Source organism: Streptomyces phaeoluteigriseus, from assembly GCF_001896135.2.
GTDB lineage: Bacteria > Actinomycetota > Actinomycetes > Streptomycetales > Streptomycetaceae > Streptomyces > Streptomyces phaeoluteigriseus.
This window is the reverse complement of the sequence record NZ_MPOH02000011.1, coordinates 557837-570566: the sequence shown is the minus strand read 5'-3', so window position 1 is coordinate 570566 and position 12730 is coordinate 557837. Positions and strand designations below refer to the sequence as shown.

Annotated in this window: 10 protein-coding genes; 9 read left to right on the top strand and 1 reads right to left on the bottom strand. The window is 70.9% G+C overall.

What is annotated here, in order from left to right; all coding sequences use genetic code 11:
• The first annotated feature begins 27 nt into the window (after positions 1 to 27).
• From BM536_RS13700 to BM536_RS13690, 3 genes are all read left to right on the top strand, one after another.
• On the top strand, positions 28 to 2397 hold the full coding sequence (locus BM536_RS13700) for a HelD family protein (RefSeq protein ID WP_073492207.1): 2370 nt from the start codon (positions 28 to 30) through the stop codon (positions 2395 to 2397).
• Between the two features lie 357 nt (positions 2398 to 2754).
• A complete protein-coding gene (locus BM536_RS13695) occupies positions 2755 to 4170 on the top strand; it encodes an NAD-dependent malic enzyme (RefSeq protein WP_094102975.1) in 1416 nt (471 codons plus the stop codon).
• 337 nt (positions 4171 to 4507) lie between these two features.
• Positions 4508 to 4789, top strand: coding sequence for an HU family DNA-binding protein (locus BM536_RS13690; RefSeq protein WP_004000874.1), 282 nt, complete (start codon positions 4508 to 4510; stop codon positions 4787 to 4789).
• A 119-nt stretch (positions 4790 to 4908) separates the two neighbouring features.
• Here the strand turns inward: BM536_RS13690 and murA are convergent, their stop codons facing one another.
• Positions 4909 to 6255: a UDP-N-acetylglucosamine 1-carboxyvinyltransferase gene (murA, locus tag BM536_RS13685; RefSeq protein ID WP_073492205.1), complete on the bottom strand. Its 1347-nt coding sequence runs from the start codon at positions 6253 to 6255 to the stop codon at positions 4909 to 4911.
• Between the two features lie 262 nt (positions 6256 to 6517).
• Here murA and BM536_RS13680 point away from each other — a divergent pair, with 262 nt between their 5' ends.
• The 6 genes from BM536_RS13680 (at position 6518) to BM536_RS13655 (ending at position 12373) form a co-directional block, all read left to right on the top strand.
• Positions 6518 to 7090, top strand: coding sequence for a YqgE/AlgH family protein (locus BM536_RS13680; protein WP_073492202.1), 573 nt, complete (start codon positions 6518 to 6520; stop codon positions 7088 to 7090).
• A 29-nt stretch (positions 7091 to 7119) separates the two neighbouring features.
• Positions 7120 to 7404 (top strand): DUF3039 domain-containing protein, encoded by a 285-nt coding sequence (locus BM536_RS13675; RefSeq protein WP_073492201.1) that lies wholly within the window; start codon positions 7120 to 7122, stop codon positions 7402 to 7404.
• 237 nt (positions 7405 to 7641) lie between these two features.
• The gene (locus tag BM536_RS13670; RefSeq protein ID WP_073492200.1) at positions 7642 to 8934 is read left to right on the top strand and encodes an extracellular solute-binding protein; all 1293 of its coding nucleotides are present in this window, start codon (positions 7642 to 7644) and stop codon (positions 8932 to 8934) included.
• Positions 8935 to 8938: 4 nt separating this feature from the next.
• Complete coding sequence (locus BM536_RS13665) at positions 8939 to 9886, top strand: carbohydrate ABC transporter permease (RefSeq protein ID WP_073492198.1); 948 nt, start codon at positions 8939 to 8941, stop codon at positions 9884 to 9886.
• On the top strand, positions 9883 to 10740 hold the full coding sequence (locus BM536_RS13660) for a carbohydrate ABC transporter permease (RefSeq protein WP_073492196.1): 858 nt from the start codon (positions 9883 to 9885) through the stop codon (positions 10738 to 10740). The genes BM536_RS13665 and BM536_RS13660 overlap by 4 nt, the downstream gene beginning before the upstream one ends.
• Before the next feature lies 1 nt (position 10741).
• Positions 10742 to 12373 (top strand): beta-N-acetylhexosaminidase, encoded by a 1632-nt coding sequence (locus BM536_RS13655; protein ID WP_073492194.1) that lies wholly within the window; start codon positions 10742 to 10744, stop codon positions 12371 to 12373.
• The last annotated feature ends 357 nt before the right edge of the window (positions 12374 to 12730 follow it).

Sequence of the window (12730 nt, the reverse complement as noted above, 5' to 3'; positions counted from 1 at the left end):
CTGCCCAGCACGTCAGAAGGGGGCCCGGTGGCCGCTCAGGCTCAGCAGGAATCCGCGGTCGACTCGGTTCAGGACCACTCAGTTCGTGACCGTGAGATCAGCGTCGAACAAGAACACCTGGACCGGGTGTACCGGCGCCTCGAGGAGAAGATCCACGAGGCCGAGTTCCTCATGCACGACGCGGCCCGCCGCGGCCAGGTCGGCACGCCCGGCGCCCTGGCCGAGCGGGACGCACAGGTGTTCCGGGCGGGGGTCCACCTCAACCGCCTCAACAACGAGTTCGAGGACTTCCTCTTCGGCCGGATCGACCTGCTCCCCGGCAAGGACGGCAGGAAGGGGCCCGACGGCGCCTACACCGCCGTGGAGCCCGCCGAGGGCGCCATCCGTGCCGACAACACCGCCGACATCGCCGAGACGCTCCACATCGGGCGCATCGGGGTCCTCGACGAGGAGTACGCCCCGCTGGTCATCGACTGGCGGGCCCCGGCCGCCGCGCCGTTCTACCGGTCGACGCCGGTGGATCCCGGCCGGGTCGTCCGCCGCCGGGTCATCCGGTCCAAGGGGCGCCGCGTCCTCGGCGTCGAGGACGACCTGATGCGCCCGCAGCTCACGGCCCGCCTCGACGGCCGGGAGCTGCCCGTCATCGGCGACGGCGCCCTGATGGCCGCCCTCGGTCAGGCCCGCAGCCACACCATGCGCGACATCGTCGCCTCCATCCAGGCCGAACAGGACATGGTCATCCGTGCCCCGGCCGCCTCCGTCACCTACGTCGAGGGCGGCCCCGGCACCGGCAAGACCGCCGTCGCCCTGCACCGGGCGGCGTACCTCCTCTACCAGGACCGGCGCCGGTACGCGGGCGGCATCCTGATCGTCTCCCCGACCCCGCTGCTCGTGGCGTACACCGAGGGCGTCCTGCCCTCCCTCGGCGAGGAGGGCCAGGTCGCGATCCGCGCCATCGGCTCCCTCGTCGACGGCCTGGAGGCGAACCTGTACGACTCCCCGGCGGTGGCCCGCGCGAAGGGGTCGTACCGCATGCTGAAGGTGCTGCGGAAGGCGGCGCGCGGGGCGCTCGACGCGGGGCTGCCCGGTGCGCCGACCGGACAGCTCGCGTTCGGGGAGGACGACGACGGCGTGCCGCCCGCCCCCGCCGGTACGCCCGACCGGCTGCGCGTCGTCGCCTTCGGGCGGCGGCTGGAGCTGGAGGCCGGGGACCTCGGCCGGATCCGGGAGAGCGCCCTCAGCGGCACCGCGCCGGTCAACCTGCTGCGCCCCCGCGCCCGCAAGCTCCTCCTGGACGCCCTGTGGGAGCGCTCCGGCGCGTCCGGCCGGCACAGCGACCCCGAACTGGCCGCCGAGCTGCGCTCCTCCTTCGACGAGGACGTGACGGGCGAGGACTCCTTCATCGCGTTCCTCGACGCCTGGTGGCCCGAGCTGACCCCGAAGTCGGTCCTCGCCGCCATGTCCGACGAACGCAGGCTCGGCCGCTGGGCCCGCCGGATCCTCAACCCCGGCGAGGTCCGCAAGGTCGCCCGCTCGCTGAAGCGCGAGGGCCACTCGGTGCACGACATCGCGATGCTCGACGAGCTGCAGGCGATCCTCGGCGCCCCGGCCCGCCCCCGCAGAAGACGCGAATTCGACCCGCTGGACCAGCTCACCGGCCTGGAGGAGCTGATGCCGGTGCGCGAGGAGACGCAGCGCGAGCGGGCCGAGCGCCTCGCCCAGGAGCGCACCGAGTACGCGCACGTCATCGTCGACGAGGCCCAGGACCTCACGCCGATGCAGTGGCGCATGGTCGGCCGCCGCGGCCGGCACGCCACCTGGACGGTCGTCGGCGACCCGGCCCAGTCCTCCTGGTCCGACCCCGAGGAGGCCGCCCAGGCCCGCGACGAGGCCCTTGGCAGCCGCCCGCGCCGCCGCTTCCGGCTCACCGTGAACTACCGCAACCCCGCGGAGATCGCCGAGCTGGCCGCGAAGGTGCTCGCGCTGGCGATGCCCGGCGCCGAGTCCCCGTCCGCGGTCCGGTCGACGGGAGTCGTCCCGCGCTTCACGGGTGTGACGGACACCCTCGCCGAGACCGTCCGCGCGGAGGCCCGGCGCCTCCTGGACCGGGTCGACGGCACCGTCGGCGTCGTCGTGGCCATGAACCGCCGCGAGGAGGCCCGACGCTGGCTCGCCGGGCTCGGCGACCGCGTGGTGGCTCTCGGCAGCCTGGAGGCCAAGGGCCTGGAGTACGACGCGACGGTGGTCGTCTCCCCGGCCGAGATCGCCGACGAGTCCCCGGCCGGCCTGCGGGTGCTGTACGTGGCCCTGACCAGGGCGACCCAGCAGCTGACGGTCGTCTCGGCGGACCGCGACGAGCCCGACGGGAACGGGGTGCCCGATCTCCTGAGGGACTGAGGTGGGGTTGAGGACGGGCTGAGGAGGGGCTGATCGGGAACCGGCCGGGGGCTGATTCCCGAGAAGGTCCCCGCACGGGAATGGTCTTCCGGGATCCGTTTGTTAGCCTGGGTGTGACACCGGCTCGATCCAAGCCCCCGGGCCCAACCTTCGTCGCTACGAGCGACCACTTGCCGCGAGGCGAGCATGGCGGGCCGGTGTCATAGACAGACGAAAGAGGCTCACGTCCATGTGACGTGGGCCTCTTTCGTTGTGAACTCAACGTTCGCAACCCAGGGGTGGCTAACGCCTACCCGGCAGTAGGTGCGACGATCGGACCGCATCCAGCGTCACAGGTGAAAGCAGAGGAAGTCGGCCATGGCAACGGCGCCCAGCGTCTCCTACTCGATGACGGTCCGGCTGGAGGTGCCCGCGAGCGGAACCGCGGTCTCCCAGCTCACCGGGGCCGTCGAGTCCCACGGAGGCTCGGTCACCGGCCTCGACGTCACGGCCTCCGGCCACGAGAAGCTGCGCATCGACGTCACGATCGCGGCCACCTCCACCGCGCACGCCGACGAGATCGTCGAGCAGCTCCGCGGCATCGAGGGCGTCACCCTGGGCAAGGTCTCGGACCGTACGTTCCTGATGCACCTCGGCGGCAAGATCGAGATGCAGTCCAAGCATCCGATCCGCAACCGCGACGACCTCTCGATGATCTACACGCCGGGCGTGGCGCGGGTCTGCATGGCGATCGCCGAGAACCCCGAGGACGCCCGACGGCTCACCATCAAGCGCAACTCCGTTGCGGTCGTGACGGACGGCTCGGCCGTGCTGGGCCTCGGCAACATCGGCCCGATGGCCGCCCTGCCGGTCATGGAGGGCAAGGCCGCCCTCTTCAAGCGGTTCGCCGGCATCGACGCCTGGCCGATCTGCCTGGACACCCAGGACACCGACGCGATCGTCGAGATCGTCAAGGCGATCGCCCCCGGCTTCGCCGGCATCAACCTCGAGGACATCTCCGCCCCCCGCTGCTTCGAGATCGAGGCCCGGCTGCGTGAGGCCCTCGACATCCCCGTCTTCCACGACGACCAGCACGGCACGGCGATCGTCGTCCTCGCCGCCCTGACGAACGCCCTGCGTGTCGCGGGCAAGGCCATCGAGAACATCCGCGTCGTCATGTCGGGCGCGGGCGCGGCCGGCACGGCCATCCTCAAGTTGCTGATCGCGGCCGGCGTGAAGAACGCCGTCGTCGCCGACATCCACGGCGTGGTGCACGCGGGCCGCGAGGACCTCGTCGACGCGGCCCCCGGCTCGGCGCTGCGCTGGATCGCCGACAACACCAACCCCGAGGGCCTCACCGGCACGCTCAAGGAGGCCGTGCGCGGCGCCGACGTCTTCATCGGCGTCTCCGCCCCGAACGTCCTGGACGGCGACGACGTGGCCGCCATGGCCGACGACGCGATCGTGTTCGCGCTCGCGAACCCGGACCCCGAGGTGGACCCGGCGGTCGCCCGCCAGACGGCCGCGGTCGTGGCCACCGGCCGCTCCGACTTCCCCAACCAGATCAACAACGTGCTGGTCTTCCCGGGTGTGTTCCGCGGCCTGCTGGACGCCCAGTCCCGCACCGTCAACACGGAGATGATGCTCGCCGCCGCGAAGGCCCTCGCCGAGGTGGTGACCGACGACGAGCTGAACGCGAACTACATCATCCCGAGCGTCTTCAACGACAAGGTCGCCGGCGCGGTGGCCGGAGCCGTCCGGGAGGCCGCCAAGGCCGCCGGGGTCAACGCCTGACATTCCTTCGTGTGCGGGGGTTGTGACGATCGCCACGACGTGTCATGAAACCGGCGCGTCGTGGAACCCCTTACACCAGACGGCCATCTATGGTAGGCCGCCAGTCAGTGGCGCTTCTCGTGTGACTCCCAAGGGTGTTCTCACGACTCCTGCGGGTGCCGGATTGGCTTTCCCGCCGCAGGTGGGGGCAGGATGCGTGTCTGGGCGCGAGGGTCCGACAAGGGACCCGGGTCCGGGGACTGTCCGAAGACCCTGGCAGCATCGGCTTCGCTGTGCCCAACATGCGGCTCCGCCGCGTGGCACGCCTCAATGGCAAGAAGAACACGGGAGTAAGAACATGAACCGCAGTGAGCTGGTGGCCGCGCTGGCCGACCGCGCCGAGGTGACTCGCAAGGACGCCGACGCCGTGCTGGCCGCGTTCGCCGAGGTCGTCGGCGACATCGTCTCCAAGGGCGACGAGAAGGTCACCATCCCCGGCTTCCTGACCTTCGAGCGCACCCACCGTGCCGCTCGCACCGCGCGGAACCCGCAGACCGGCGACCCGATCCAGATCCCGGCCGGCTACAGCGTGAAGGTCTCCGCGGGCAGCAAGCTCAAGGAAGCGGCCAAGGGCAAGTAGGCCTCACCGGTACGCCGCGGGACGCGTACGAGGCTCCGTAACGCCAATGGGGCGGCCACCCGGACTCCGGGTGGCCGCCCCATTGGCGTACGCGCGATCGGCCGTAGGTGGGGTGTGGGCTATCCGAGTGCCTTGCCCGGCAGCTCCACCTTCGCGCCCAGCTCCATCAGCTTGTCCATGAAGTTCTCGTAGCCGCGGTTGATCAGGTCGATGCCGTGGACCCGGGACGTGCCCTGGGCCGCGAGGGCGGCGATCAGGTACGAGAAGCCGCCGCGCAGGTCGGGGATGACCAGGTCGGCGCCCTGGAGCTTGGTGGGGCCGGACACGACCGCCGAGTGCAGGAAGTTGCGCTGGCCGAAGCGGCAGTTGGAACCGCCCAGGCACTCGCGGTACAGCTGGATGTGCGCGCCCATCTGGTTGAGCGCCGAGGTGAAGCCCAGCCGCGACTCGTAGACCGTCTCGTGGACGATGGACAGGCCCGTGGCCTGGGTGAGGGCGACGACCAGCGGCTGCTGCCAGTCCGTCTGGAAGCCCGGGTGGACGTCCGTCTCCAGGGCGATCGACTTCAACTGGCCGCCGGGGTGCCAGAAGCGGATGCCCTCGTCGTCGATCTGGAAGGCGCCGCCCACCTTGCGGTAGGTGTTCAGGAACGTCATCATCGAGCGCTGCTGGGCGCCGCGGACGTAGATGTCGCCCTCGGTCGCCAGCGCCGCGGACGCCCAGGAGGCGGCCTCCAGGCGGTCCGACAGGGCGGCGTGGTTGTAGCCGCCGAGCTTGTCCACACCGGTGATGCGGATCGTGCGGTCGGTGTCCATCGCGATGATGGCGCCCATTTTCTGCAGGACGCAGATCAGGTCCTCGATCTCCGGCTCCACGGCCGCGTTCGCGAGTTCCGTGACGCCCTCGGCGAGGACGGCCGTCAGCAGCACCTGCTCGGTCGCGCCGACGGACGGGTACGGCAGCACGATCTTCGTGCCGCGCAGCCGCTGCGGGGCCTCCAGGTACTGGCCGTCCGCCCGCTTCTCGATCTTCGCGCCGAACTGCCGCAGCACGTCGAAGTGGAAGTCGATGGGCCGGCCGCCGATGTCGCAGCCGCCCAGGCCGGGGATGAAGGCGTGGCCGAGGCGGTGCAGCAGCGGGCCGCAGAACAGGATCGGGATCCGGCTCGAACCCGCGTGCGCGTCGATGTCGGCGACGTTGGCGCTCTCGACGTAGGTCGGGTCGAGCACCAGCTCACCCGGCTCCTCGCCCGGACGGACCGTCACCCCGTGCAGTTGCAGCAGTCCGCGTACGACCCGCACGTCACGGATGTCCGGAACGTTGCGCAGTCGGCTCGGCTCGCTGCCCAGCAGGGCGGCGACCATGGCCTTCGGTACGAGGTTCTTCGCACCGCGGACACGGATCTCGCCCTGAAGCGGGGTTCCGCCGTGGACAAGCAGGACGTCGTCTGAGCCGTTGACGGTCATGTATCTCGCGTTCCGTGGAGTGGGGCAGGGTCCGGAGAGGACAGAGTAATCGCCGTGGGCCCCCGTCCCGTAAGCCCGAGGACGACTCGGGGACGTCATGGCTGTGTCACAACACGAACGGTCTCACGCCGGGCACATGGCGTAACGGCGGGCCGGCCGGAGTCCCCGTGCGCCCGGGCCGCCTCCGTGCGCCCGGCCTGGCCTCACTCCCGTACCCCGGTTGCCTCCCCACTCGCGGGGAAGATGGGGGATCATGTCTGGCATGACCGAGGTGTCCTCGCTCACAGGGCGGCTGCTCGTGGCAACCCCCGCCCTGGCGGACCCGAACTTCGACCGTGCGGTGGTGCTCCTCCTCGACCACGACGAGGAGGGCTCGCTCGGTGTCGTCCTCAACCGCCCGACGCCGGTGGGCGTCGTGGACATCCTGGAGGACTGGGCGGACCTCACCGGTGAGCCGGGTGTCGTCTTCCAGGGCGGCCCGGTCTCCCTCGACTCGGCGCTGGGCGTCGCCGTGATCCCCGGCGGCACCGCCGTCGACGGCACGCCGCTCGGCTGGCGGCGGGTGCACGGCGCGATCGGCCTCGTCGATCTGGAGGCGCCGCCGGAGCTGCTCGCCTCGGCCCTCGGCTCCCTGCGGATCTTCGCCGGATACGCCGGCTGGGGTCCCGGCCAGTTGGAGGACGAGCTGGTGGAGGGCGCCTGGTACGTGGTGGAGTCCGAACCCGGGGACGTGTCCTCGCCGTTCCCGGAGACCCTCTGGCGCGAGGTTCTGCGCCGTCAGCGCAACGAGCTGGCGATGGTGGCGACGTACCCGGACGACCCTTCGCTCAACTGACGGGTGTGACCTTCAGTACCCTTGGCGGTATGAGCACTCTTGAGCCCGAGCGCGGCACCGGAACGGGGACCCTCGTAGAGCCGACGCCGCAGGTGTCGCACGGCGACGGTGACCACGAGCGCTTCGCGCACTACGTCCAGAAGGACAAGATCATGGCGAGCGCGCTCGACGGGACTCCCGTCGTGGCGCTCTGCGGCAAGGTGTGGGTGCCCGGCCGCGACCCGAAGAAGTACCCGGTGTGTCCCATGTGCAAGGAGATCTACGAGTCCATGGGGTCCGGTGGCGACGACGGCAAGGGCAAGGGTGACAAGTAGCCGGTAGCCCGGCGGCCGTCCGAGTTCTTCTCCCGGAGGCCCCCCAGGTGCGCTTTGGTGCACTGGGGGGGCCTCGTGTCGTTTTGCGGCCGGGATCGCGTTGCACGGGGTGCGTCGCCTGGTCACAGAGTGGTTGAGACCTCTTGTGGTGGCGTTCACGCAGTCCTTAGCCTCCCGAGTGTTGTGCACAGCGAAACCGTCATTGCGCATGTTGCAACGCTCTCGGAGGAACGCTCCATGAAGCCGTCCGTCCGCATCGCCGCGCTGCTGACCGTCCTGGTCACCGCCGCCTGCGCCCCACAGACCTCCGCCAACTCCTCCTCCGCCGAGGACGACAAGAGCGGCACGCTGCGCGTGTGGCTCTTCCAGGAGGTCGGCAACGATCCCAAGCAGAAGGTCGTCGACTCCGTCGTCGCCGACTTCGAGAAGGCCCACGACGGCACGGACGTGCAGGTCGAGTACATCCCGGTCGACACCCGCGCCCAGCGCGTCAAGGCCGCCCTCAACGACCCGAAGTCCGCGCCCGACGTCATGGAGTACGGCAACACCGACACCGCCGGCTACGTGAAGGACGGCGGACTCCTCGACGTCACCGAGGAGTTCGGGTCCTGGGCCGAGACCAAGAACACCGACCCCACCGCCCGCGGGTCCGTCACCGTCGACGGCAGGATCTACGGCGCCCCCCTCTACGTCGGCGTCCGCGCCCTCTACTACCGCACGGACGTCTTCGGGGAACTCGGCCTCACCGTCCCCAAGACCATGGCCGAACTCGCCTCCACCGCCCGCAAGGTCCGCGCCGCGAAGCCCGGGCTGTACGGCCTCGTCGTCGGCGGCGCCTACACCTACGGCGCGCTGCCCTTCGTCTGGGCGCACGGCGGCGAACTCGCCACCGGCAAGGGCGGCTCGTACGCCTCCGCCGTCGACAGCGCCGCCGCCCGGAAGGGCATCACGGCGTACACCTCGCTGTTCGGTGACGACAACTGCCCCGCCGCCAAGTGCGCGGGCATGGGCGGCAACGACACGATCACCGCCTTCGCCGCGGGCAAGGCGGCCATGGCGATCGGCGGCGACTTCAGCCACACCGCCGTCGAGGCCGGCGAGGTGAAGGGCAAGTACGCCGTCGTCCCGCTGCCCGGCGTCACGGCCGGCTCCGTCGCGCCGGCCTTCGCGGGCGGCAACAACATCGGCGTCCTCAAGAGCACCTCCCACCGCACCCTCGCCGTGCGGCTGATGGAGGCGCTCGCCTCCAAGCGGACCCAGGCGCGGCTGTTCGACGCGATGGGTTTCCTCCCGACCTTCACGGACGTCCGTGAAGCGGCGGCGACGCGCAAGCCGTACGTGAAGCCGTTCGTCGACACCCTGGCGGCGGGCACCAGGTTCGTGCCGGCCTCGCCCGCCTGGTCGCAGATCGACTCCCAACTGGTCCTGCCGACGATGTTCCAGGAGATCGTCAGCGGCCGGAAGGACGTGGCGGCGGCCTCGGGAGAAGCCGCCAGGAAGATGGACGCGGCGTTCGGCAGCGTGGGCTGAGCCGATGGTCGCGCACGACACGGTGACCGTGGAGAAGCGCCCCGCGCTCTCCACGGCCCAGGCCCCCCGGAGGCGGCCCCGCGGTGCCTGGACACCCTGGCTCTACCTCGCCCCCGCCCTCGCCGTCCTCGCCGCCCTGCTCGGCTACCCGATCTACCAGCTCGGCCTGATCTCCCTCTTCCGCTATACGCAGGCCCAGGTCAGCGGCGGCGAACCGACCGTCTTCCGCGGATTCGGCAACTACGCCGACGTCTTCGCCGACGACCGGTTCTGGCAGGTGCTGCTCGCCACGGTCGTCTTCGCGGCGGCCTGCGTGCTGTCCACGCTCGCCGTCGGCTGCGCCCTCGCCGTGCTCCTCACCCGGGTGCGTGCCGTACCGCGGCTCGCGCTGATGCTCGCCGCGCTGGGCGCCTGGGCCACCCCCGCGGTCACCGGCTCGACCGTGTGGCTGTTCCTGTTCGACCCCGACTTCGGCCCGGTCAACCGCGTCCTCGGGCTCGGGGACCACTCCTGGACGTACGGCCGCTACAGCGCCTTCTTCCTGGTGCTGCTCGAAGTGGTCTGGTGCTCCTTCCCGTTCGTGATGGTGACGGTGTACGCGGGCATCCGCGCCGTACCGTCCGAGGTGCTGGAGGCCGCCGCCCTGGACGGCGCCTCGCAGTGGCGCATCTGGCGCTCGGTCCTCGCGCCGATGCTCCGGCCGATCCTGGTGGTCGTCACCATCCAGTCGGTGATCTGGGACTTCAAGGTCTTCACGCAGATCTACGTCATGACCAACGGCGGCGGCATCGCGGGCCAGAACCTCGTCCTGAACGTCTACGCCTACCAGGAGGCGTTCGCGTCCTCGCAGTACGGGCTCGGCGCGGCGATCGGCGTCGTGATGCTGCTGATCCTGCTCACTGTCACGCTCGGGTACCTGCGGCTGCTGCGCCGGCAGGGGGAGGACATATGAATCTTCCACGGCCTCTCACGGGAGGAGTCGTGCGGCGTCCGTGGCGGACCGCCGCCGACGCCTGCGCCCTGCTGGTCGCGGCCGTCGTCGCGTTCCCGCTGTACTGGATGGTGCTCGGCGCCTTCAAACCGGCCGGTGAGATCGAGTCGAGCGAGCCCCGGCCCTGGACCCTGTCCCCGTCCCTGGATTCCTTCCGGCGCGTCTTCGGGCAGCAGGAATTCGGCCGCTACTTCCTAAACAGCCTTGCCGTCGCGGTCACGGTGGTGATCGTCTCGGCGGTCATCGCGTTTCTCGCCGCGACCGCCGTCACCCGATTCCGTTTCCGCTTCCGGACCACTCTGCTCATCATGTTCCTGGTGGCCCAGATGGTGCCCGTGGAAGCGCTCACCATCCCGTTGTTCTTCGTGATGCGGGACGCCGGTCAGCTGAACACCCTGGGCGCCCTGATCCTGCCCCACATCGCCTTCTCGCTGCCGTTCGCGATCTGGATGCTGAGGGGTTTCGTGAAAGGCGTCCCGGAGGCCCTGGAGGAGGCCGCGTACCTCGACGGGGCGAGCCGGACGCGATTCATGTGGCAGATCCTTTTCCCGCTCGTGCTGCCCGGCCTGGTCGCCACGAGCGTGTTTTCCTTCATCTCCGCCTGGAACGACTTCCTCTTCGCCAAGTCCTTCATCATCAGCGACACCTCGCAGTCGACGCTGCCGATGGCCCTGCTGGTGTTCTACAAGCCCGACGACCCCGACTGGGGCGGGGTGATGGCCGGTTCGACGGTGATGACGATTCCGGTGCTGGTGTTCTTCGTACTCGTACAGCGACGACTCGTCTCCGGCCTCGGCGGAGCGGTGAAGGACTGACGTGACTTCTGGAAACGAGATCATTCCGGCGCCCCGCGCCGTCGAGGGCCCCACGCGGGGCGGGGTGGTGCTGGACGACTCCACCACCCTGTGGGCCGCGCCCGGCACGGAGGCCACCGAACGCTGGTTGCGGGCCACGCTCGGCGCCGCTCACGGCCTGCAGCTGCGGCCCGGCACCGAGGACGCCCGGGACGGCGTACGGCTGCTCGTCGACGGCACGCTGGAGCCGGAGGCGTACCGGCTGAGCGTCGGCGCCGACCGGTGCGTCGAGATCCGCGGCGGTGACCCGGCCGGCGTCTTCTGGGGGGCGCAGACCCTGCGTCAGCTCCTCGGCCCAGAGGCGTTCCGGCGCGCCCCGGTGCGGCCCGGAACGCGCTGTTCCATCCCGCACCAGGTCATCGAGGACGGCCCGCGTTTCCGCTGGCGCGGTCTACTCCTGGACGTGGCCCGCCACTTCATGCCCAAGGAAGGCGTCCTGCGCTACCTGGACCTGATGGCCGCGCACAAACTCAACGTCCTCCACTTCCATCTGACCGACGACCAGGGCTGGCGCATCGAGATCGAACGGCACCCCCGGCTGACGGAGGTCGGCTCCTGGCGCTCCCGCACGAAATTCGGCCACCGTGCCTCGCCGTTGTGGGACGACAGGCCGCACGGCGGCTTCTACACCCAGGACGACATCCGCGAGATCGTCGCCTACGCCGCCGAGCGGCATATCACCGTCGTCCCCGAAATCGACGTACCCGGTCACTCGCAGGCGGCCATCGCCGCGTATCCGGAACTCGGCAACACCGACGTAGTCGACACCCGCGCCCTCTCCGTCTGGGACACCTGGGGGATCAACCCGAACGTACTCGCCCCCACCGACAACACCCTGCGCTTCTACGAGGAGGTCTTCGAGGAGGTCCTCGCGCTCTTCCCGTCGGAGTTCATCCACGTCGGCGGCGACGAATGCCCCAAGGAGCAGTGGCGCGGCTCACCCACGGCGCAGGCCCGCATCGAGGAACTCGGTCTCGCCGACGAGGACGGACTCCAGGCCTGGTTCATCGGGCACTTCGACACCTGGCTCGCCGCGCGCGGGCGGCGGCTCATCGGCTGGGACGAGATCCTGGAGGGCGGCCTCGCCGAGGGCGCCGCCGTGTCGTCCTGGCGTGGTTACGCGGGCGGGATCGCCGCCGCGCGCGCGGGACACGACGTCGTCATGTGCCCCGAGCAGCAGGTGTACCTGGACCACCGGCAGGACGGCGGCGCCGACGAGCCCGTGCCTATCGGCTACGTGCGCGCTCTGGAGGACGTCTACCGGTTCGAGCCCGTGCCGCCCGAGTTGACGCCGGAGGAGGCGGCCCACGTGCTGGGCACGCAGGCCAACGCGTGGACCGAGGTGATGGAGGACGCCGCGCGCGTGGACTACCAGGTCTTCCCCCGGCTCGCGGCCTTCGCCGAGGTCGCCTGGAGCCGGCTGCCGGCCCCGGAGCGGCGGGACTTCGCCGGCTTCGAGCGGCGGATGGCGGCCCACTACGAGCGCCTCGACGCCCTGGGCGTCGGCTACCGGCCGCCGGGCGGCCCGAAGCCCTGGCAGAAGCGGCCGGGCGTGCTGGGCCGGCCCATCGAGGGGGCACCGCCCCGTCACTGACCCGCACGGACCGCCGTCCCGCACCGCCGGCCGGGCCGCTGGTCCGGACCGCCGACCCGGGCTGCCGTCCCGCACCGCTGGTCCGGACCGCCGTCCCGACCGCCGACCCGGGGCGCCGTCCCGCACTCCCGTTCCGACCGCCGACCCGCACCGCCGCCCCGACCGCTGGTCCGGGCTGCCGGCGCGACCCCGCCGCCCCGACCGTCAACCCGGGCTGCCGGCCCGACCGTCAATCCAGGCTGCCAACCCGGGCCGCCGGCCAGTACTCCCGACCCCGCCGACCCGCCGACCCGCACTCCTCCCAGCACCCAACCCGCCAGGCCGATCACGACGGGCACGATGCCCACCGCGATGAAG